The organism is Pseudomonas sp. S2_E01 (genome assembly GCF_054668365.1).
In genome coordinates this window covers 107,472-129,194 of sequence record NZ_CP162762.1, presented here as the reverse complement: position 1 = coordinate 129,194, position 21,723 = coordinate 107,472, and the positions used below count along the sequence as shown (strand labels likewise).

Sequence of the window (21,723 nt, the reverse complement as noted above, 5' to 3'; positions counted from 1 at the left end):
TTACAACGCCGTGACGGAAATGATTTCCACGTCAAAGGTCAATGTCTTGCCGGCCAGCGGATGGTTGAAGTCGATGGTCACTTGCTCGTCATCGAAGACTTTCACCACGCCAGGCAGTTCAGTATTGGCCGCATCGTTGAAGATCACCAGCAATCCCGGCGACAGCTCCATGTCCTTGAACTGCGAGCGCGGGATGACCTGGACGTTTTGCGGGTTGGGCTGGCCAAAGGCGTTTTCCGGCTGAATGGTCAGCGTGCGTTTGTCGCCGGCCTTGAAGCCAAACAGCGCGGCCTCGAAACCTGGCAGCAGGTTGCCATCACCGACCTTGAAGGTCGCCGGTGCCTTGTCGAAAGTGCTGTCGACCGTGTCGCCGTTCTCCAGGTTCAGTGCAAAGTGCAAAGTGACTTCGGTGTGCTCTCGGATGAGTTGTTCAGCCAATACCTGTTCAGTCATGAACGGCTTCTCCAGTTTTTTTGGATTTGAACATGTCCAGCGCCAGCATCACCGCACCCACAGTGATTGCACTGTCAGCGAAATTGAACGCCGGGAAATACCAGCGGTTCTGCCAATGCACCAGGATGAAATCGATCACATGGCCCAGGGCGATGCGGTCATACAGGTTGCCCAGCGCGCCACCCAGCACCAACGCCAGGGCGACCGCCAGCCAGGTTTCGTTACGCCCCAGGCGCTTGAGCCACACCACCAGTACCGCGCTGACGGCCACGGCGATCAGCGCGAACAACCAGCGCTGCCAGCCGGAGCTGTCAGCCAGGAAGCTGAACGCGGCGCCGGTGTTGTAGGCCAGGGTCCAACTGAAGTAATCGGGGATCACCACGATTTGCTGGTACATCTTCAGCGAGCCCTCGAAGTAGAACTTGCTGGCCTGGTCGATGACCAGGACCAGCAAACTCAGCCAGAGCCAACCCAGCCGTCCAAAACGACCAACGCCATTAGGCATAGTGACGAACCTCGCCAGCACCGCTGATGTTGTCCACGCAGCGGCCGCAGATTTCCGGATGTTCCGGATTCACGCCGACATCCTCACGGCAGTGCCAGCAACGGGCGCATTTGGCGTGAGCCGACTTGACGATCTTCAGCTTCAGGCCGCTCACTTCAGTGACCACGGCATCGGCCGGTGCCTGCGCCAATGGCGCAACGCTGGCGGTGGAGGTGATCAGCACGAAGCGCAGTTCGTTGCTCAGCTTGGCCAGGTCGGCACTCAGTGCGTCTTCGGCGAACAGCGTCACTTCGGCTTGCAGGTTGCCACCGACGGCCTTGGCCGCACGCTGGATTTCCATTTCCTTGTTGACCGCGACCTTGACCGCCATGACCCGGTCCCAGTACGCACGATCCAGCTCGAAGCCTTCCGGCAGTTCGGTCAGGCCTTCGTACCAGGTGTTGAGCATCACCGATTCGTTACGCTCGCCCGGCAGGTACTGCCACAGCTCGTCGGCGGTGAACGCCAGGATCGGCGCGATCCAGCGCACCAGCGCTTCGCTGATGTGGAACAGCGCAGTCTGGCACGAACGCCGGGCCTTGCTGTCGGCGCCGGTGGTGTACTGGCGATCCTTGATGATGTCGAGATAGAAACCACCCAACTCCTGCACGCAGAAGTTGTGGATCTTGGAGTAGACGTTCCAGAAGCGGTATTCGCCGTAATGCTCTTGCAGCTCGCGCTGCAGCAGCAGGGTGCGATCCACCGCCCAACGGTCCAGGGCCAGCATTTCTTCAGCGGGCAGCAGGTCGGTGGCCGGGTTGAAACCGGTCAGGTTGGAGAGCAGGAAGCGCGCCGTGTTACGGATACGCCGGTAGGCGTCCGCACTGCGTTGCAGGATCTGCTCGGACACTGCCATCTCACCGGAGTAGTCAGTCGAGGCGACCCACAGACGCATGATGTCGGCACCCAGGGTGTCGTTGACTTTTTGTGGTGCGATCACGTTGCCCAGCGATTTGGACATCTTGCGGCCAGACTCGTCGACGGTGAAGCCGTGGGTCAGCAGCTCGCGGTATGGCGCGTGGTTGTCGATGGCGCAACCGGTCAGCAAGGATGAGTGGAACCAGCCGCGGTGCTGGTCCGAACCTTCCAGATACAGATCGGCACGCGGGCCGTTTTCGTGGCCCATTGGGTGCGAACCGCGCAGAACGTGCCAGTGCGTGGTGCCCGAATCGAACCAGACGTCCAGGGTGTCGCTGATCTTGTCGTACTGCGGCGCTTCATCACCCAACAGTTCGGCGGCGTCCAGTTTGAACCAGGCCTCGATGCCTTCGACTTCGACGCGTTTGGCCACTTCTTCCATCAGCTCGACGGTACGTGGGTGCAGCTCGCCGCTTTCCTTGTTGAGGAAAAACGGGATCGGCACGCCCCAGTTACGTTGGCGAGAGATGCACCAGTCCGGACGGTTGGCGATCATCGAGTGCAGGCGCGCCTGGCCCCAGGCCGGCACGAACTTGGTGTCTTCGATGGCCTTGAGCGAACGCTGGCGCAGGGTCTCGCCAGTGGCTGGCTGCTTGTCCATGCCGATAAACCACTGCGCGGTGGCGCGGTAGATCAGCGGGGTCTTGTGGCGCCAGCAGTGCATGTAGCTGTGTTCGATGACAGCGGTGTGCATCAGCGCATCGACTTCGGTTAGTTTGTCGACGATGGCCGGGTTGGCCTTCCAGATGAACTGGCCGCCGAAAAACTCCAGCGACGGCACGTATACGCCGTTGCTTTGCACCGGGTTGAGGATGTCATCGTTGACCATGCCGTACTTCTTGCAGGTCACGAAGTCGTCCACGCCGTAGGCAGGAGCGGAGTGAACCACGCCGGTGCCGGCGCCCAGCTCGACGTAGTCGGCCAGGTAGACCGGCGACAGACGGTCGTAAAACGGGTGACGGAAGTTGATCAGTTCCAGCGCCGAGCCCGGTGCAGTGGCCAGTACCGAGCCTTCGACGCCGTAGCGCGACAGGCACGCCTCGACCAACTCTTCGGCCAACACCAGCAGCTTGCTGCCGATATCGACCAGGGCGTAGGTGAATTCCGGGTGGACGTTCAGCGCCTGGTTGGCCGGGATGGTCCACGGGGTGGTGGTCCAGATCACGATGGCAGTCGGCTTGGCCAGCGACGGCAGGCCGAACGCGGCAGCCAGTTTGCCTTCGTCGGCAATCGGGAATGCCACGTCGATGGTCGAGGACTTCTTGTTCTCGTACTCGACTTCCGCTTCGGCCAGTGCCGAACCGCAGTCGAAGCACCAGTTCACCGGCTTGAGGCCCTTGAACACGAAACCGCCCTTGACGATTTCGGCCAGGGCACGGATTTCACCGGCCTCGTTCTTGAAGTCCATGGTCTTGTAGGGGTTGGCAAAGTCGCCCAACACGCCCAGACGGATGAATTCGGATTTCTGCCCTTCGATCTGCTCGGTGGCATAGGCACGGCACAGTTCGCGGGTCTTGTCCGCGCCCAGGTTCTTGCCGTGGGTCACTTCGACCTTGTGCTCGATCGGCAGGCCGTGGCAGTCCCAGCCCGGAATGTACGGCGCATCGAAGCCCGACAGGGTCTTGGAGCGGATGATCATATCCTTGAGGATTTTGTTCAGCGCATGACCGATGTGAATCGTGCCGTTGGCGTACGGAGGACCGTCGTGAAGGACGAACTTCGGACGATCCTTGCCAATCTCGCGCAACTTTCCGTACAGGCCAATGCTGTCCCAGCGCTGCAGAATCTGCGGTTCGCGCTGAGGCAGGCCGGCCTTCATTGGGAAGGCGGTGTCCGGAAGGTTTAACGTGGCTTTATAGTCGGTCATTTAAGGCTCTTCATTAGCGATGGGCGCTAGGTGCGGCTAGTGCACGGGCGGCGGCGACATCCGCGTTGATCGCCGTTTTCAACGCCTCCAGAGAGGCGAAACGCTGCTCTTCACGCAGCTTGTGGTGGAAAACCACCGTCAGACGCCGGTCATACAGATCGCCGGCAAAATCCAGAAGATGGACTTCGAGATGGGCTTTGCCATCTCCCTGGACCGTGGGCCGTACGCCAATATTGGCGACGCCTGGCCAGGTCTTGCCGTCGATGTCGACATTGACCAGATACACCCCGGTCAGCGGCACTCGACGACGTTTGAGTTGAATGTTGGCAGTGGGCGTACCCAGTTGGCGCGCCAGTTTCTGTCCGTGCAATACCCTTCCGGTAATCTGGAATGGACGCCCGAGAAGGCGCTCGGCCAAGGCGAAGTCAGCGGCCGCCAGGGCATTACGCACCTGGGTACTGCTGACGCGAATGCCATCGAGCTCGACGGTTTGCGCGGCTTCGACGGTAAAGCCTTGCATGACACCAGCCTGTTGCAGGAACTCGAAATCGCCGACCCGGTCACAGCCGAAGCGAAAGTCGTCACCGACCTCAAGATGCTTGACGCCCAGGCCGTCGACCAGAATGGTATCGATGAATTCGCTGGCACTGAGCTTGCTCAGGCGCTGATTGAACGCCAGGCACAGTACGCGATCGACGCCCTCGCCCGCCATCAACTGCAGCTTGTCGCGCAATCGGGCCAGGCGCGCCGGCGCGGTGTCAGGAGCGAAGAACTCTCGCGGCTGCGGCTCGAAAATCACCACGCAGCTGGGTACGCCCAACTCGCGCGCACGCTCACGAAGTCTCGCCAGGATTGCCTGGTGACCACGGTGAACACCGTCAAAGTTGCCAATAGTGGCGACACAGCCCCGATGCTGGGGGCGCAGGTTTTGAAGGCCTCGAACCAGCTGCATAACGCGCTTCTTGCTCATAAAGTGGTCGATTATAACCACACCCGGCGGCCGACGACAGGCAGCACCGTAACCCAAAGTGATCGAGCCGACAAAACCGCCGGCCCGCCGATGATTTTCAAGGCAAAGTCTTCAGCTCAACGCCTTGCGATTGAAGTCGCGTAAACGGAAGCCCATTAACAGCAACATGCCGAAATACGAAACCACACCTGCCGCGACCAACGCGCCCAGGCGCAGGAAACGCTCGAGCATGTGCCCCTGATCCCACGCCGGCAGGAAGTGCATCCCGGCCAGCAATACCCCAGACATCACCAGCACGGCGATTACCAGCTTGGCGCCAAACTTCGCCCACCCCGGTTGCGGTTGGTACATCTGCTGCTTGCGCAGTTGGTAAAACAGCAACCCGGCATTGAGACAGGCACCCGCACTGATGGCCAGGGCCAGACCGGCATGGGCCAGCGGACCGATCAACATCAGGTTGAACAACTGCGTAACAATCAGCGTGAAAATCGCGATTTTCACCGGCGTGCGGATGTTCTGTTGCGCGTAAAAGCCCGGCGCCAGCACTTTGATCACGATAATACCGAGCAAACCGACCGAGTAGGCAATCAGCGCTCGCTGCGTCATGGCCGCATCGAAGGCACTGAACTGGCCGTACTGAAACAGCGAAACCGTCAGCGGCTCAGCCAGGATCCCCAATGCCAGGGCACAGGGCAGCACCAGCACAAAGCACAGGCGCAGGCCCCAGTCGAGTATGCGCGAATATTCGGTCCGGTCCTGACTCGCGTAGGTCTTGGCCAGGGTCGGCAGCAGAATCGTGCCCAAGGCCACGCCCAGCACGCCGGACGGCAATTCCATCAGACGGTCGGCGTAATACATCCATGACACGGAACCGGCCACCAGGAACGAGGCAAAAATCGTATTGATGATCAGTGAAATCTGGCTGACCGACACCCCGAGAATCGCCGGCAGCATCTGCTTCATGACCCGCCACACGCCACTGTCACGCAGATTCAGGCGCGGCAGCACCAGCATGCCGATCTTTTTCAGTGCCGGCAGTTGATACAACAGTTGCGCCAGGCCGCCGGCCAGCACCGCCCAGCCCAGGGCCATGACCGGCGGATCGAAATACGGCGTCAGGAACACCGCGAAGATGATCATGCTGACATTGAGCAGGGTCGGCACGAAGGCCGGCACCGAGAAACGGTTGTAGGTATTGAGGATGGCGCCTGCCAGTGAAGACAGGGAGATCAGCAATATATAAGGAAAGGTCACGCGCAGAAGACTGGAAGTGAGCTCGAATTTTTCCGGCGTGTCGGTAAAACCTGGCGCGGTCACCCAGATCACCCAGGGCGCGGCGAGCATGCCCAGCGCGGTCACCAGCGCCAGCACCAGCGTCAGCAGCCCGGATACGTAGGCAATGAAAGTGCGCGTTGCCTCCTCGCCTTTCTGGTTTTTGTATTCGGCGAGAATCGGCACAAACGCTTGGGAGAACGCTCCCTCAGCGAAGATTCGGCGTAACAGATTGGGCAGCTTGAACGCGATAAAGAAAGCATCCGTTGCCATCCCCGCACCGAAGGCGCGCGCGATGAGGGTGTCGCGTACGAACCCCAGAACTCGGGAAAGCATCGTGATAGAGCTGACGGCCGCCAATGATTTGAGCAGATTCATTAAAAGAGTTCGCGCCTGTCGATAAACAGCAGGCGAACAATGCGCCTACTTGTGCGATACTCCGCGCCGCAACAGCACAGAGCCAAAGCTCGCGAGTTTACAGGTCAAACGCCGGAAAGAAATCTCCCGCCTCTTTATACCTACCACTTAGCGGAACGTCTCAACCGCCCTTGACAAGACTTCAACTCATCGGCATGATTCGCGGCCTATTTTGTTTGCTATTTCCTAAAAAGTCTTTCGAGGAGCTCGACGGTGGCCAACTCACCTTCCGCCAAAAAACGTGCTAAACAGGCTGAGAAGCGTCGCAGCCACAACGCCAGCCTGCGTTCCATGGTTCGTACCTACATCAAGAATGTAGTTAAAGCCATCGACGCAAAAGACGCTGCAAAAGCTCAAGCCGCTTACACCCTGGCTGTGCCAGTTATCGACCGCATGGCCGATAAAGGCATCATCCACAAAAACAAGGCTGCTCGCCATAAGAGCCGCCTGAATGGCCACGTAAAGGCCCTGAACGTCGCCGCTGCTGCCTAAGCGACGCGTTCACTAAAAAACCGACCCAAGGGTCGGTTTTTTATTGTCTGTGATTTGATGATATAGAGAGCACCGTGGGAGCGAGCAGGCTCGCTTGTATGTTTAGACTTGAAGGGGTGGGGTGGGACTACAGACTCGATTCTGACTCTGACCAGTACAGACCGTGGGAGACTTCTCCTCCCACCCCTTCTACCCAAAGCGCCGATAAGGAATTCATCGGTTAACCGACGATAGAGACAAGCCAGCGCAACGGTAGACCCCAACAAGCACCTAAACCCTAGCTCCGAGGATTTGTTATGACAATCCTTACTTCGCAAACGGTTGTCGGTATCGATGTCGCCAAGGCCGAGATCGTTGTCTACCGCGCTGATCAGCAAACCCTTGAATCCATTAAAAACGAGCGAGCAGCCCTCAAACGTTGGCTTAAAACGCTGCCAGCTCAAAGTGCCATAGCACTTGAAGCCACCAACATTTACCACTTGGACACGGTCGAGCTGGCTCACGAAATGGGCCACCAGGTCTACGTAGTGGATGCTTATCGTGTGAGCCATTACCGCCGTGGAGTCGGTCAAAGAGCCAAGAATGATCCCTGCGATGCACGCTTGCTGGCGCGTTACCTGGAGAGCGAACAAAGCAAATTGCGGATCTGGACCCCGCCGCCCAAAGCCTACAGCACACTGAAGAGCCTTCTTCACAGGCGGGCAACGCTGATCAAGAACCATACTGGGCTGATGTTGAGTTGGACCAGTGAACCTCTGTTGAAAAAGCTACAAACCGCTCAACAGAAGGCATTCAAGCAGGCAGATCAGGCTATCCAGAAACTGCTGCGCAAGGTCAGTAAGGAGGCAGGAATTGAGGAAAATATCGAGCGCTGCAAAGCCATAGAAGGCGTTGGAGAGCTAACTGCAACGGGGTTGGCGGCGACCTATATACGGGGAGATTTTGCGAACGGCGATGCATTCATCGCGTTTCTAGGGATGGACTTGGCGGTCGATGACTCCGGCAAGAAAAATGGGCTGCGATCCCTGACCAAAAAAGGGGATCCGGAGGTGCGTCGTTTGGCTTACAACGCGGCAATGGCGGCGTGTCGCTCGGCCAAATGGAAGCCGTTTTACGAGGCATATCTGGTCAGAGGCTTCTCGAAAACCCAGGCCTTGGTAGCTTTGGCCCGAAAGCTCTGCCGAGTGGCATTCGCCCTGATGAAAAATCAGAGCGAATACCTGTCAGCTTGAGAATTCAAACTTGTCGGGCAACATAGAATCTCCCACAGTATTTTTCGTTCAGGTTACTGCGCGCTGGCCCACGGCAAGATCGGAATCGCCGTCACCGCATTCTGCGGACTGCCTTCGATCAGGCGATCGCTGTAGACCAGATACACCAGCGTATTACGTTTCTTGTCGAGGAAACGCACCACCTGCATGGTCTTGAAGACCAGCGAGGTGCGCTCCTTGAAAACCTCTTCGCCATCCTTCAACTGCCCCTTGAAGTTGATCGGCCCGACCTGGCGGCAAGCGATGGAGGCTTCGGCACGATCCTCGGCCAAACCCAGACCACCCTTCACACCCCCGGTCTTGGCGCGCGACAGGTAGCAGGTCACACCCTCGACCTTCGGATCATCAAACGCCTCGACGACGATACGGTCATTCGGACCGACGAACTTGAACACCGTCGACACCTGACCAATTTCTTCGGCCGAAGCCAGCAGCGGCATTGCCAACAGCATGCCCAACAATCCTTTTGCCACACGCATTCAGGTATTTCCTCAGACCAGAATCAGGTTATCGCGGTGAACCAGTTCCGGCTCAGCCATATACCCCAACAGACCGACAATCGCCTCAGACGACTGACCGATGATTTTTTGTGCCTCGAGCGCACTGTAGTTCGCCAGGCCACGGGCAATCTCACGCCCGTCCGGCGCCACGCACACCACCATTTCGCCGCGACGGAAACTGCCCTGGACCAGCTTGACGCCCACCGGCAGCAAACTTTTGTTGCCCTGGGACAATGCCGTTACCGCACCCGCATCCAGCACCAACGTGCCACGGGTCTGTAGATGCCCGGCCAGCCACTGCTTGCGTGCCGCCAGCATGCCGCGCTCAGGCGACAGCAAGGTGCCGATGCGTTCACCCGCCTTCAGGCGATCCAGCACACGCTCAAGGCGCCCGCCGACGATGATGGTGTGCGCACCGGAGCGCGCCGCCAAGCGTGCCGCACGCAATTTGGTCTGCATGCCACCACGACCCAGCGCCCCACCTGTACCGCCCGCCACCGCATCGAGCGCCGGATCATCGGCGCGCGCCTCGTAGATCAGTTGGGCGTCAGGATTGTTGCGCGGATCGGCGTCGAACATGCCATCGCGATCCGTGAGGATCACCAGCAGATCGGCTTCGACCAGGTTGGCCACCAGCGCCGCCAGGGTGTCGTTGTCGCCGAAGCGAATCTCATCGGTGACCACGGTGTCGTTTTCGTTGATCACCGGAATCACTTTCAATTCGACCAGGGCGCGCAGGGTGCTGCGGGCATTCAGGTAGCGCTTGCGATCAGACAAGTCGTCGTGGGTCAGGAGAATCTGCGCGGTGTGCCGATCATGCTCGGCAAAGCTCGACTCCCAAGCCTGCACCAACCCCATCTGACCGATTGCTGCAGCCGCCTGGAGCTCGTGCATCGCACTGGGTCGCGCGGTCCAGCCCAAACGGCTCATGCCCGCTGCTACCGCGCCAGAGGACACCAGCACCAACTCGACGCCCGCCTCGTGCAGGGCCACCATCTGCTCTACCCAGACACTCATTGCCGCGCGATCCAGACCCTTGCCGTCCGCCGTCAGCAAAGCGCTGCCGATTTTCACGACCCAACGCTGCGCACCTGTCACCTTGCTCCGCATCATCTTCAACCTTAGCCTGAGGGCAGCGCGACCTGGCGCTGCCCGTAACGTTATTCGTGTCTACCAGATCCCAGATACTGACGATTTCCAGATACTAAAACGCCGCTCGATTGAGCGGCGCTTCAGTTTATCGCAACGCGTCAGTCGCGCACGTAAATGATTTCCGGACCATCTTCATCATCCACGTCTTCCTCGTCCCAATCATCGTCGCCGATGTCATGGACCGACTTGACGCCACTGCGACGCAGCGCACGCTGGTCGTCCAGCGCCTGCAACTGGGCACGCGCCTCGTCTTCGATGCGCTGATCGAGGTCTGCCAATTCTTCCCGGTATGCAGGGTCGTTTGCCAGTCGGTCGGCACGATCTTCCATGTAACGCATGATGTCGTGGCACAGGCGCTCGGTGCCCAGCTTGGAGATCGCCGAAATGACGTAGACCGGACCGGTCCACTCCAGGCGATCAACGACTTCCTTGACGCGAGCGTCGTGCTCTTCATCCAGGATCTGGTCGCACTTGTTCAGTACCAGCCAACGATCACGCTCAGCCAGGGACGGGCTGAACTTGGTCAACTCACTGACGATGACTTCGGCCGCATCCGGGGCGCTGCTTTCATCCAGCGGCGCCATGTCCACGAGATGCAACAGCAGGCGAGTACGCGCCAAATGCTTGAGGAAGCGAATCCCCAGGCCTGCACCGTCGGAGGCACCTTCGATCAGACCCGGAATGTCCGCGATCACGAAACTTTTCCAGCGATCCACAGAGACCACACCCAGGTTCGGCACCAGCGTGGTGAACGGGTAGTCGGCCACTTTCGGCTTGGCGGCCGACACCGAACGAATGAAGGTACTTTTACCCGCATTCGGCAAACCCAACAGGCCCACGTCCGCCAGCACCTTCATTTCCAGCTTGAGGTCACGTTGCTCACCCGGCTTACCCGGCGTGGTCTGGCGTGGCGCGCGGTTGGTACTGGATTTAAAACGGGTGTTGCCCAGACCGTGCCAGCCACCATGGGCAACCAACAGCTTCTGGCCAGCCTTGGTCAGGTCGCCGATGACTTCCTGGGTAGCGGAATCGATCACCGTGGTGCCCACCGGCACGCGCAGCACCAGGTCCTCGCCTTTCTTGCCAGTGCAGTCTGTGCTGCCACCATTGGAGCCACGCTCGGCATCGAAGTGGCGGGTATAACGGTAATCCACCAGGGTATTGAGGTTTTCGTCGGCGATCATGTAGACCGAGCCACCGTCACCCCCGTCACCGCCGTTCGGACCACCGTTCTCAATGAACTTCTCGCGACGGAAGCTCATGCAACCGTTGCCACCGTCACCGGCCTTTACTCGAATGGATACTTCATCGACAAACTTCATAACAAAACGCCTCTCGCCGTACGGACGAGCCGAAAAAATCCAGATGTAAGACTCTTGCAAAAATGAGCGCAGCGACCTCAATCAACGACCGCGAATCCAGCGCGCCGACAGCCCATACAAACAGTTTTGCAAGAGACTCACCCCACAAACGAAAAAGCCCCGTCGCGAGACAGGGCTTTTCCAGCGAGTGCGCAATTAAGCTGCGACTACGCTCACGTAACGGCGGTTGAACGCGCCCTTTACTTCAAACTTGATCACGCCTTCGATTTTCGCGAAGAGGGTGTGATCTTTACCCATGCCTACACCGTAACCGGCGTGGAATTGGGTGCCGCGCTGACGCACGATGATGTTGCCCGGAATGATTTTCTGGCCGCCATACATCTTCACGCCAAGGCGTTTGGCTTCTGAGTCGCGACCGTTACGGGTACTACCACCAGCTTTTTTGTGTGCCATGAGTTCAATTCTCCTAGTGAGGAATTAGGCTGAAATTAAGCCTGAATACCGGTGATTTTGATCTCGGTGTACCACTGGCGGTGGCCCATACGCTTCATGTGGTGCTTACGGCGACGGAACTTGATGATGCGGACTTTATCGTGACGACCTTGGGAGATCACTTCAGCCACAACGGTAGCGCCGGCAACAACTGGAGCACCGATATTCACGTCGTCACCATTGGCAACCAACAGAACGCGATCAAAGGTAACGGATTCGCCGGTAGCGATTTCCAGTTTTTCGATCTTCAGGTATTCACCTGGGGCGACTTTGTACTGCTTGCCGCCAGTAACGATTACTGCATAAGACATGGTATTTCTCCGATAATCCTGCTCACCCAGCTCTTTATAGGAAGAGGTATTGGCTGGCATGGCTGCATTGGGCTGGAAGGCCCGTTGCAATTGCGTAAGGCAGGTGCTGCCCAGGAAGTTCAGGGTGCGCGATTGTACGCAAGGCACGAGCGCCTTGCAATAGGCCGTCCATCGCGCCTTGACAGGCCCGGACGTGGGTCCTAGCATGCCGCGCAACCCTTCTGGAGCGACTGTCGCTGATGCAACCCCAAGCTTTCTACCGCGCGGTGGCGGACGATTTTAGCGCCGTCGACGGCATCATCAAGAAGCAACTGACGTCCCGCGTGCCGCTGGTCTCGAAAATCGGCGACTACATTACCTCGGCGGGTGGTAAACGCTTGCGTCCTTTGTTGGTGCTGCTGTGTGGCAAGGCACTGGGCCGCGAAGGCGACGATCTGCGCTTGCTCGCCGCCACCATCGAGTTCCTGCACACCGCCACCTTGCTGCACGACGACGTGGTCGACATGTCCGGCATGCGCCGTGGTCGCTCGACCTCCAATGCCATCTGGGGCAACGCGCCGAGCGTACTGGTGGGCGACTTCCTGTATTCGCGCTCCTTCGAAATGATGGTCGAACTGGGCTCCATGCCCGTGATGAAGATTCTTTCGCAAGCCACGCGCATCATCGCCGAAGGCGAAGTGTTGCAGCTGTCGAAGGTTCGTGACGCCAGCACCACCGAAGAAACCTACATGGAGGTCATCCGCGGCAAAACCGCGATGCTCTTCGAAGCCTCCACCCACAGTGCTGCGGCCCTGTGCGAGGCAACGCCAGAACAGTCTGAAGCCTTGCGCACGTTCGGTGACCACCTGGGCGTGGCCTTCCAACTGGTCGACGACCTGCTGGACTACAAAGGTGACGCCGAGACCCTGGGCAAGAACGTCGGCGACGACCTGGCCGAAGGCAAGCCGACCCTGCCGCTGATCTACACCATGCGCGAAGGCACGCCGGAACAGGCAGCCCTGGTGCGTCAAGCCATTCAGAAAGGCGGGATCGAAGACCTGGAAAGCATCCGCGCAGCCGTGGAAGCCTCCGGTTCGCTGGACTACACCGCCCAACTCGCTCGTGATTACGTGGCCCGTGCAATCAAATGCCTCGAGGCCCTGCCAGCCAGCGAATATCGCGATGCGTTGGTAGAACTGAGCGAGTTTGCGGTCGCGCGTACGCATTGATCTTTTCTGTCCTGTAGGAGCGAGCATGCTCGCTCCTACAGGAATCACGAAAAACCCTATACAATGTGCGCTTTTTAGCGATCCTGAACCTAAGGAGCCTTAGTGAGCACGTTGCCACCCTGCCCGAAATGCAATTCCGAATACACCTACGAAGACGGCGCCCAACTGATCTGCCCGGAGTGCGCCCACGAGTGGTCCGCCAGTGGCGAAGCAGAAACGGTGTCCGATGACGCCGTGAAAAAGGATTCGGTAGGTAACATCCTGCAGGACGGCGACACCATCACCGTGATCAAGGACCTGAAGGTCAAAGGCACCTCTCTGGTGGTCAAGGTCGGTACCAAGGTCAAGAACATCCGCCTGTGCGATGGCGATCACGATATCGACTGCAAGATCGATGGCATCGGCCCGATGAAGCTCAAGTCCGAGTTCGTCAGAAAAGTCTGAACCTGCTGTATTCCATCCCGCGCCAGGCGTGGGATGGTGCTTCGCCCTCCCCCCCTCGCCCAGCCTTTGCTCGCAATAGCCAAACGCCAGCCGTGTTGACCTGACACAATCTTTACCCGCAAAAAAGCACAAACCGCCAATAGGCTCTTGCTATTTCTTGAATAAGAATTATTCTCATTGAAACCCATCAATGGAGATGAGCCCCATGACTTACTTGATCGATGCCTGGCTGGACCGTCCACACCCCTACCTGCGTATCCTGCATCGGGAAACCGGGGAAGTCTGTGCGGTGCTTGAAGAAGAAGCCTTGAACGAGCTGCAGGATCAGGGCGACCTGGACGTCAACGGCTTGAGTTCCAGCGAGCCGGTGGTGCTCAAGGAACTGGTGCGTAACCTGTTTCTGTTCTGCTATGCGCGGGCATTGCGCCCGGCGGGTGATCTCAGCGGCAGGTTTCATCCATGAGACACCTCGCTGAACGCTGTACCTGTAGGAGCGAGCTTGCTCGCGATGGTCGTCAACGATGACGAAGGACATCTGAAAGCAAGCGGTGCCTCGGCCAGCATCGCGAGCAAGCTCGCTCCTACAGTTAGCGGGTATTACAGAACGTCGAGCAGCTCGACGTCGAACACCAGTACGCTGTGCGGCGGAATGCTGCCAACGCCTTGAGCGCCGTAAGCCAGTTCGCTCGGCACGTACAGACGCCATTTGCTACCAGCGTTCATCAGTTGCAGCGCTTCGGTCCAGCCGGCGATGACGCCGCCTACCGGAAACTCTGCAGGCTGGCCACGATCGTAGGAGCTGTCGAACACAGTGCCGTCGATCAGGGTGCCGTGGTAGTGAGTACGCACGGTGTCTTCACGGGATGGCTTGGCGCCTTCACCTGCGGTCAGCACTTCAAATTGCAGACCGGAAGCCAGGGTGGTGATGCCATCACGCTTGGCGTTTTCAGCCAGGAAAGCCAGGCCTTCACCCGCCGCTGCCTCAGCCTTGGCGGCTGCTTCGGCTTGCATGATGTCACGGATCACCTTGAAGCTGGCGGACAGCTCTTCCTGACCTACTCGGCTTGGCTTACCGGCGAACGCGTCGGTCAGACCCGCCAGGATCGCGTCCAGGCTAACGCCCGGCGGCGGGTTGTCACGCAGTTGGTCGCCCAACTGACGGCCAATGCCGTAGCTGACGCGGGTTTCGTCGGTGGACAGATTTACTTCGGACATGACACTGCTCCGCTGTGCGGACGACCCGGAATCTGCCGCGCATGCACGGCCAACCCGGAGCGCCCGGAACCAAAAAGGGCCAGCAGACTAGCACAGATGTCGTTGCACGGATGAAGCGTGTCAGTGATGCCAGGCGGAACCGAAGCCCAGCGGCACCTTCAGGCATTCCTCCTCGCCGGGCGCCATGCCGCACATTTCATCCTGAACCGAAGTGTGCACCAGGTTGAGTGGCAGGTCGGGAAAGGAGCGAAGTACCTCACGCGCGTGCTCTATCGAGCGCAGGTGATACATCTGGCCACGTGCATCGCTCAGCGGGTACGCCGCACCGTGCATGCGCGCTTCGATCAGGTAGATCCCGCCTTCTAGCGAAAGCAGGTTCAGCTCTTGGACTTTTCCGACGATGGCATAAGCATGTAGCTCTTCAAAGTTCATGAATGCACCTCACGCACTGGCGAGACAATACTCATACAGGCATAGGCGTCAGAACATCAAAGTACAAGCCCAATGCGCCACCGCTTGTCCGGTTCGAGCGGTGGCGCTGGCAATCAATGCTTGGTGACCTTGTCCAGGTAGCCCATGGCGAACGCGGAGACCACGAAGGTCATGTGAATGATCACGTACCACATCAGATGCTCGGGATCGACGTTCTTGGCGTCCATGAAGATACGCAGCAGGTGGATCGAGGAAATCGCCACGATGGAAGCCGCGACCTTCATCTTCAACGAAGACGAGTCCATGGTGCCCAGCCAGTTGAGCTTTTCCTTGGTGTCGTCGATGTCCAGTTGGGAGACGAAGTTTTCGTAGCCGGAAATCATCACCATCACCAGCAAACCACCCACCAGCGCCATGTCGATCAGCGACAGCAACACCAGGATCAGGTCCGATTCGGCCATGGAGAACACGTTGGGAATGACGTGGAAGACTTCCTGGAAGAATTTCAGCGCGAGCGCCAGCAGACCGAGGGAAAGGCCGAAGTAGATCGGCGCCAGCAGCCAGCGGGAGGCGTACATTGCATTTTCGATAAAACGTTCCATTGAATCTCACACATGGGTTGGAAATGGCGGCGAGTATACCAGCCACCTGTTACACCCAGAAACCGTCGGTAAATCCGCGACCTGCACGTGTATGACAAGGTTTTTCTGCTAGTGTCCAAACCATGACAGCGCAGTGATATCAGACAGGAAGACTGGAATGGATGGGCGATTGCCGTTGAAGAGCCTCGGGATGTGTCTGGCCCTGCTGACGAGCGGATGCTCACCGGGCGAGGATAAATCCCAGGTCAGCCTCGAAGAAAAGACTGCACAGTTCGAAACGTCCCTGGAGGCGATTCAAGACCCCAAGCTCAAGGAGGCCGTGACCGAGCTGGGCAGCTCACTGTTGTTGCTTGAGCGGGCGCAGCTCAAGCTCGACAGCAAGCCCGTGGAAACCGAATACGGCGAAGACGTGCTGGCCGTGCTCAAGCACTATCCCACGCCCCAGGCCCTGGTCGACACGTACATTAACGGCTTGATCGTGCTGCACAAGGATTCCAGCTCCGATTACCTGACCGATCTGCAACCCCTGTTCCCCTTCAACTTCGACATTCCCGCCGGGTTTCTCTTTCCCCACACAACGCAATGGCAGTCGGTGACCCTGAGCAACAAGCGGGTCATCGCATTTCAACCGGAGTGGTCGGAAACCGACCCGGGTATTCAATTGAGCCCGTCGAGTTCAAACGTAACCAATCCCGACGACCTTACCGTCACCTACCCCTTCATCGATGGCCTTGAGGTGCAAAACAACCATCAGCCGCAGCCCGTGAGCCTGCAAGGCACAGTGGAAGTGATCGTACCTCGCCGCCTCTACAGTTTTGACCTGAGCAAAAAGGACATCGGCCAGACTCTCAACAACGACAATCTCCACGTCACGCTGCTGAAGTTGACCAACAATTACGCCGAAATCGAATACAGCAACAGCGCTCCACTGGCACCCGAGCTTGCCGAGATCCTGATCAACCCCTTGATCGTCCAGGCCCGGGACGCCAGCGGACAGTTTCTTTCACGAGCTGGCTCAATCAACCAGAGCGCCGCGCAAATTGCCTTCTACCAGAAACAACTGGCAAAAATGCAGCAGCAAAAAGCCTGGAGCGACGCCTTTGAAAAGCAACTCGAAGACGAGCAACACGCCTTTGAGAAGCAACAGAAAAACCTGTATTCCAGGGTGTATTTCAACGGGCCTGTGGAGCGCCTCGAAGTCAGCGTGCTCGACTTCTCGAAGGCCACGATCACCCGCAAGGAACTCGACCTGCCGATCCAGCGTTTCGATCCGCACACCACGGCCAAAGCTGTCCAGCCGTTGACGCCACCGGTCGTGGTCTATGACGATCACGCTCCTACCTGGCTCAAAGGCGCGACGCTGAGCGAGGATCAACTGAAGAAAAGTGTCACCATCCGGCAATCGGTCGACGACCCTGGCGCTGCTCGCATCGAGTTCGAGCACACCCCAAGTTTCAACGATGAGCTGTTGGGTGCGTCCTTCAACCCTGGCGACAGCCCTGTCACGTTTTTTACCGAGGACAGCAGTGGCAAACGCGACGAGCCGATCGAGCTACCGTCAGAGGCTTATCAGATCGACCCTCTGAGCGGCACCATTACTTATGACTTGAACCTGTTCGCGCAAACGCCCGCCTACGCGGTGGGCTCCATGCCACTGTTCCTGGCCACGATCGACAAACAGACCATCGACACTCAGGCGCTCCCCAAGGGCCTGGAGCTTAAAGGCAATGCACTGGTGGTGGACCTCAAGCAGTTTCCCGCTCAGGACTGGCGTTTTTTTGCCAAGGATGACACCGACCACTATCTCAAAGAAATTCTATCGGTCAGCCATGACGCGAGCGCGCAAGGCCCGGCGCTGTTTGGCGTGCATTATTTTTACGGCCAGCCGACGCGGCTGGAGACCTATCAGCGCACCGACCTCACCACCGTGCAATACGGCTTCGAGGTCAAGCTCGACAAGGCTGACACGTCCAACGCAGTCCAGTAGCCCTGCCGCCCTTCAGGACGGAAAGTGAGCGGGGCTGCGGCAACGACCGCCGTTGATTTCCCGAAGCTGGGCTTGCAAGTGCAGGCACCAGATCTGAGGGTCGTCCGCGAGTTCGTAGCCGTGCAGGGTCAGGCTTTCAACGATGGTGTCGAGGATCGATTCAGCTACGAAGGGGCCATGAAACGGACCCTGCGCCTTGATCGCCGAAGGTTGCTCGCCAGCCATGCCGGCGGCGAAGAGTAAGGTCCACATGCCGGTATCGCCCGCCAGCGGGCGAATGGCACATTCGATACGGGTCACAAGACCCAGACATTGACGGGTGAGGCAGAGGTTGCGCGACATGGCGGCGACCCTCGGTAGATCCGCTGTTCAGCCCCACTGGGAGCTGTCTCGATCCTTTTATGACTCTCCTTATCCTTGAGCTGAGGATAGAAGAAAAGTTCGCTGCGCATGCATATCGAGACCAGAAGGCGCCGAATGGTCACTGTGTGAATTTTGACGTCAGGGTGATGGCACTTTCAGGGGAACACTGGATGCAAATGTGGGAGCGGGCTTGCCCGCGAAAGCGGTGTATCAAATGACAAATATGTCGACTGATACGACGCTTTCGCGAGCAAGCCCGCTCCCACAGGGTATTTACGCCGGTTTCGCCTCGGCCAGCGCTTCCTGTGCCGCTTCCTTCTCAGCTTCCTTGATGTCTTCTTCGCTGATCATCTCGGCGATCACCCGCAGGCGCTCCACCACCCGTGCGTTGACGCTGCCTTCAGGGAATTCGCCGTTCTCGTCCGGCGCGCCAGCCGGCTCGCCCACCAATAGGCTCAGGGCTTCGTCCGCCTGGCGAACCGCGTAAACGTGGAATTGCCCCGCGCGCACCGCCGCCAGCACTTTCTCGTCGAGCATGAGCGTGGCCACGTTGGCGTGCGGAATGATCGCCCCTTGCTCTCCCGTCAGCCCACGGGCCTCACAGAGGCGGAAGAAGCCTTCGATCTTCTCGTTGACCCCACCCACCGCCTGCACTTCACCGAACTGATTGATGGAACCGGTGATGGCAAAACACTGCTTGAGCGGCGTTTTCGACAGGGCCGAAATCAACGTACACGCCTCGCCCAGCGACGCGCTGTCTCCATCAACGTAACCGTACGACTGCTCCAGCGCGATGCTGGCGGAAATCGCCAGCGGGAATTCCTGGGCATAACGGCTGCCCAGATACCCGGTGAGGATCATCACCCCTTTGGAGTGAATCGGCTGACCCAGGTTGACCTCGCGTTCGATATCGACGATGCCGCTGCCGCCCGGGTAAACCGTGGCGGAAATCCGCGCCGGCACACCGAATGCCGAGTCACCGACCTCCAGCACCGTCAGCCCGTTGCACTTGCCAACGGCTGCGCCATCGGTGTCGATCAGGATGATCCCGGCCAGCATGTCGTCGAGAATCCGCGCCGAGACGCGTCCGGTGCGGGTGGCCTTGGCCTTGAGCGCGCGTTCGATGTGCCCGGCATCGGTCATTTCGTCGCTCGCCAGGTGACGTATGAAGTCCGCCTCGCTGACCAACTGGAACAGATCACCGATGCGCGCCGACAGCCGCCCCTGGTGTTCGGCCAGACGCGCGCTGTAGGTAGCCAGGCGTGCCACCGCGTCGGCGGTCAGCGGCGCCATGCCTTCTTCGGAGGTGCGGGTTTTGAGTAGCTGCGCGAATTGCTCCAGGCTCTCGTCGACCATCGGAATGTCTTCGTCGAAGTCCACCAGGACGCGGAACATCTCCTGGAAGTCCGGATCGAGGTCCTGCAGCGTGTAATAAAGCTGGCGCGCCCCGATGATGACCACCTTGACCTGCAACGGAATGTGTTGCGGAGTCAGCGTCACGGTCGCCAGGCGGCCCAGTTCGCCCAAGGGCGATTCCATTTTCAACTTGCGCGATTGCAGGGCGCGCTTGAGCGCATCCCAGACGAACGGCTCGCCGAGCATTTTTTCCGCTTCGAGAATCAGGAAACCACCATTGGCACGGTGCAGCGCCCCGGGACGAAGCTGCCGATAGGTGGTGTAGAGCGCGCCCTGATCGGTGCTGTATTCGATGCGGCCGAACAGATTTTCGTAGGTCGGATGCGGCTCGAACACCACTGGTGCGCCGCCGCTGGCGGAATGCCCCACCACCAGGCTTGGTGCATATTGTTCTTCGAGCATCTTGCGGGCGACGGCGTCAGCCTTGCTGTCGTCAACCAATTGTTCCACTACGGTTTTCAGCAGGTAGACCTGCATCGCTTGCAGGTAACCGCAAACTGCCGCGTTCTCTGCGTACTTTTCCGACAACGGCGCCAGCAAAGGCTGCAGGGCCAGTGTGATGGTCTCTTCGTTGAGGTGACGCAACTGATTGCTCGATTCACGCTTCCATTGCGGCAGGCTCGCGAGCTCTTCGTTCAGCCGCTCTTCGAGCGCAGAGATGTCGTCGTGAAACCGCTCGCGATCAGCTTCCGGCAGTTGGGCGAATTCCGCTTCATCGAGGGCTTTGCCGTCCAGCATCGGGGTGAACGCAATATTGCTGGCATCGCGGTAGAGCGCGACGTCTTTCTCCAGCGCCAATCGCTCGATCACATCCAGCGCCTTGTCGTACCGCTGGTTGAAGGCGCGATCGATGGCACTTTTCTTCTGCTGATAGGACGGGTGCTCGAACACGGCGGGAAACGTCGCCAACAGGTTGTCGATCAAACCGTTGATGTCACCGATGAACGCACCGGCGCTGCCTGACGGCAATTCCAGTGCCCGGGGTTCGCGCGGCTCATCGAAATTATTGACGTAGACCCAGTCCGGCGGGGTCTGCAGTCGCTTGCCTTCGGCCTTCAGGTAGCGTTTGACGAACGAAAACCGGCCCGTGCCGGGCTCACCCATGACAAATACGTTGTAACCGGGGCGCGGCATGGCAACGCCGAACTGCAAGGCTTCGACCGCGCGTTCCTGGCCGAGCACTCCGCGAAAGGGCTCCAGATCATTGGTGGTAGAGAAGCTGAACTGTTCAGCGGAAAACGGACGAGTCAGCGCTTCGGGCGCTAGACGCAAGCTGGCAGCAACAGGATCAGGCATCGGGCTTCCTTACATCAGGCGGGGCAGATAGCGGCATTCTGGCGCTGCCCGTACCTCACTGGCAAGGCGCGCCTTGAGTCAAAGCATAGCCAAACGCTCAGCCCCAGGCAGGTCGTGCCTAAAACGAGCTTTTCAACGAATATTTCGCAAAATGTCACGGAACCCTTGGAACATGCCTAAACTCCAAACTGCGCGGCTGGAACAATAACCGGCCCACTGGCGCCAGTTCGGGCCAAACCCTGTCCATTGGTATGCACATAAAGAGAACAAAGCTATGAAACGGATTCTTCTCGGTACTCTCTTCACCGCTGTATCCATCAACGCCATGGCACAAGCGCCAGGCGGTCCGGATTGCGGTTGGGGCAACATGCTGTTCGAAGGTCAGCGTGGCACTCCGGCTCACTTCCTGGCATCCACCACCAACGGCACTTCCGGTAATGCAACCTTTGGTATGACTTCCGGCACCAACGGTTGCTCGACCAACGCGTCGCTGACCTATGGCGGCAAATCCTGGTTTGCCATGAATGGCATGATGAACGAGCTGTCCGAAGACATGGCCAAAGGCAACGGCGAAGCGCTGACGACTTACGCCGTGGTACTGGGCGTGGCGCCGGAAGACCGCGCGCACTTCGCAGCCGTGACCCACGAGCACTTCCAGCAGATCTTCAGCAAGGCTGACGTGACCGCAGAAGACGTGCATACCAACACTCTGGCTGTCCTGAAGAACGATCCGCGCCTGGCCAAATACGCTACCCAGGCTTAAGCTCGACTCGCCCGTT

General features: G+C 58.8%; 23 protein-coding genes. 8 read left to right on the top strand and 15 right to left on the bottom strand.

The window, feature by feature from the left end; all coding sequences use genetic code 11:
- Genes fkpB through ribF form a run of 4 tightly spaced genes read right to left on the bottom strand, consistent with a single transcriptional unit; the run spans window position 1 to window position 4,734 of the window.
- Window positions 1-453 (bottom strand): FKBP-type peptidyl-prolyl cis-trans isomerase, encoded by a 453-nt coding sequence (gene fkpB / locus AB4O36_RS00620; protein ID WP_460140881.1) that lies wholly within the window; start codon window positions 451-453, stop codon window positions 1-3.
- Entirely contained in the window at window positions 446-958 is a 513-nt protein-coding gene (gene lspA, locus AB4O36_RS00615) for a signal peptidase II (protein ID WP_460120744.1), read from the bottom strand. Before lspA ends, fkpB begins: the two co-directional genes overlap by 8 nt.
- Window positions 951-3,782, bottom strand: coding sequence for an isoleucine--tRNA ligase (gene ileS / locus AB4O36_RS00610; protein ID WP_460120742.1), 2,832 nt, complete (start codon window positions 3,780-3,782; stop codon window positions 951-953). Before ileS ends, lspA begins: the two co-directional genes overlap by 8 nt.
- A 13-nt stretch (window positions 3,783-3,795) precedes the next feature.
- Window positions 3,796-4,734: a bifunctional riboflavin kinase/FAD synthetase gene (ribF, locus tag AB4O36_RS00605; RefSeq protein WP_460120740.1), complete on the bottom strand. Its 939-nt coding sequence runs from the start codon at window positions 4,732-4,734 to the stop codon at window positions 3,796-3,798.
- Here ribF and AB4O36_RS00600 point away from each other — a divergent pair.
- Window positions 4,642-4,896: a hypothetical protein gene (locus tag AB4O36_RS00600; RefSeq protein WP_460126901.1), complete on the top strand. Its 255-nt coding sequence runs from the start codon at window positions 4,642-4,644 to the stop codon at window positions 4,894-4,896. The two genes, ribF and AB4O36_RS00600, sit on opposite strands and share 93 nt — an antisense overlap.
- Here the strand turns inward: AB4O36_RS00600 and murJ are convergent.
- The gene (gene murJ, locus AB4O36_RS00595) at window positions 4,864-6,402 is read right to left on the bottom strand and encodes a murein biosynthesis integral membrane protein MurJ (protein WP_460140880.1); all 1,539 of its coding nucleotides are present in this window, start codon (window positions 6,400-6,402) and stop codon (window positions 4,864-4,866) included. The two genes, AB4O36_RS00600 and murJ, sit on opposite strands and share 33 nt — an antisense overlap.
- A gap of 252 nt (window positions 6,403-6,654) precedes the next feature.
- Here murJ and rpsT point away from each other — a divergent pair, with 252 nt between their 5' ends.
- Complete coding sequence (rpsT, locus tag AB4O36_RS00590; RefSeq protein ID WP_368555431.1) at window positions 6,655-6,933, top strand: 30S ribosomal protein S20; 279 nt, start codon at window positions 6,655-6,657, stop codon at window positions 6,931-6,933.
- A gap of 296 nt (window positions 6,934-7,229) precedes the next feature.
- Window positions 7,230-8,165, top strand: a complete 936-nt coding sequence (locus tag AB4O36_RS00585) for an IS110 family transposase (RefSeq protein ID WP_460121494.1) — start codon at window positions 7,230-7,232, stop codon at window positions 8,163-8,165.
- 53 nt (window positions 8,166-8,218) lie between these two features.
- On the opposite strand, the gene AB4O36_RS00580 is transcribed toward AB4O36_RS00585, so the two are convergent.
- The 5 genes from AB4O36_RS00580 to rplU form a co-directional block, all read right to left on the bottom strand.
- Window positions 8,219-8,683, bottom strand: a complete 465-nt coding sequence (locus AB4O36_RS00580; RefSeq protein WP_460120737.1) for a CreA family protein — start codon at window positions 8,681-8,683, stop codon at window positions 8,219-8,221.
- A gap of 12 nt (window positions 8,684-8,695) precedes the next feature.
- Entirely contained in the window at window positions 8,696-9,814 is a 1,119-nt protein-coding gene (gene proB / locus AB4O36_RS00575; RefSeq protein WP_460120735.1) for a glutamate 5-kinase, read from the bottom strand.
- Between the two features lie 140 nt (window positions 9,815-9,954).
- Window positions 9,955-11,178: an Obg family GTPase CgtA gene (cgtA, locus tag AB4O36_RS00570; RefSeq protein WP_460120733.1), complete on the bottom strand. Its 1,224-nt coding sequence runs from the start codon at window positions 11,176-11,178 to the stop codon at window positions 9,955-9,957.
- A gap of 195 nt (window positions 11,179-11,373) precedes the next feature.
- Complete coding sequence (gene rpmA, locus AB4O36_RS00565; RefSeq protein WP_003176049.1) at window positions 11,374-11,631, bottom strand: 50S ribosomal protein L27; 258 nt, start codon at window positions 11,629-11,631, stop codon at window positions 11,374-11,376.
- A 35-nt stretch (window positions 11,632-11,666) separates the two neighbouring features.
- The gene (gene rplU / locus AB4O36_RS00560; protein WP_003176051.1) at window positions 11,667-11,981 is read right to left on the bottom strand and encodes a 50S ribosomal protein L21; all 315 of its coding nucleotides are present in this window, start codon (window positions 11,979-11,981) and stop codon (window positions 11,667-11,669) included.
- A gap of 239 nt (window positions 11,982-12,220) precedes the next feature.
- Between rplU and AB4O36_RS00555 the strand changes: the two genes are divergently transcribed.
- The 3 genes from AB4O36_RS00555 to AB4O36_RS00545 all read left to right on the top strand — a co-directional run bounded on the left by AB4O36_RS00555 (window position 12,221) and on the right by AB4O36_RS00545 (window position 14,096).
- On the top strand, window positions 12,221-13,189 hold the full coding sequence (locus AB4O36_RS00555) for a polyprenyl synthetase family protein (protein WP_460120731.1): 969 nt from the start codon (window positions 12,221-12,223) through the stop codon (window positions 13,187-13,189).
- A 102-nt stretch (window positions 13,190-13,291) separates the two neighbouring features.
- Entirely contained in the window at window positions 13,292-13,633 is a 342-nt protein-coding gene (locus AB4O36_RS00550; protein WP_460120729.1) for a zinc ribbon domain-containing protein YjdM, read from the top strand.
- Between the two features lie 205 nt (window positions 13,634-13,838).
- A complete protein-coding gene (locus tag AB4O36_RS00545; protein ID WP_460120727.1) occupies window positions 13,839-14,096 on the top strand; it encodes a PA4570 family protein in 258 nt (85 codons plus the stop codon).
- 134 nt (window positions 14,097-14,230) lie between these two features.
- Here the strand turns inward: AB4O36_RS00545 and AB4O36_RS00540 are convergent, their stop codons facing one another.
- From AB4O36_RS00540 to AB4O36_RS00530, 3 genes are all read right to left on the bottom strand, one after another.
- A complete protein-coding gene (locus AB4O36_RS00540; RefSeq protein WP_460120725.1) occupies window positions 14,231-14,848 on the bottom strand; it encodes an FKBP-type peptidyl-prolyl cis-trans isomerase in 618 nt (205 codons plus the stop codon).
- 120 nt (window positions 14,849-14,968) lie between these two features.
- On the bottom strand, window positions 14,969-15,280 hold the full coding sequence (locus AB4O36_RS00535) for a DUF6482 family protein (RefSeq protein WP_460140879.1): 312 nt from the start codon (window positions 15,278-15,280) through the stop codon (window positions 14,969-14,971).
- A 113-nt stretch (window positions 15,281-15,393) separates the two neighbouring features.
- Window positions 15,394-15,882, bottom strand: coding sequence for a TIGR00645 family protein (locus tag AB4O36_RS00530; RefSeq protein WP_175378846.1), 489 nt, complete (start codon window positions 15,880-15,882; stop codon window positions 15,394-15,396).
- Between the two features lie 157 nt (window positions 15,883-16,039).
- Here AB4O36_RS00530 and AB4O36_RS00525 point away from each other — a divergent pair, with 157 nt between their 5' ends.
- Window positions 16,040-17,869 carry a hypothetical protein gene (locus tag AB4O36_RS00525; RefSeq protein WP_460140878.1) on the top strand — a complete coding sequence of 610 codons (1,830 nt, stop codon included), beginning with the start codon at window positions 16,040-16,042 and terminating at the stop codon, window positions 17,867-17,869.
- A 12-nt stretch (window positions 17,870-17,881) separates the two neighbouring features.
- Here the strand turns inward: AB4O36_RS00525 and AB4O36_RS00520 are convergent, their stop codons facing one another.
- Both AB4O36_RS00520 and AB4O36_RS00515 read right to left on the bottom strand, forming a co-directional pair.
- A complete protein-coding gene (locus AB4O36_RS00520) occupies window positions 17,882-18,211 on the bottom strand; it encodes a PA4575 family protein (RefSeq protein ID WP_460120720.1) in 330 nt (109 codons plus the stop codon).
- Between the two features lie 294 nt (window positions 18,212-18,505).
- Window positions 18,506-20,944 carry a Lon protease family protein gene (locus AB4O36_RS00515; RefSeq protein WP_460120718.1) on the bottom strand — a complete coding sequence of 813 codons (2,439 nt, stop codon included), beginning with the start codon at window positions 20,942-20,944 and terminating at the stop codon, window positions 18,506-18,508.
- A 274-nt stretch (window positions 20,945-21,218) separates the two neighbouring features.
- Between AB4O36_RS00515 and AB4O36_RS00510 the strand changes: the two genes are divergently transcribed.
- Entirely contained in the window at window positions 21,219-21,707 is a 489-nt protein-coding gene (locus AB4O36_RS00510) for a DUF3015 domain-containing protein (RefSeq protein WP_192309054.1), read from the top strand.
- The last annotated feature ends 16 nt before the right edge of the window (window positions 21,708-21,723 follow it).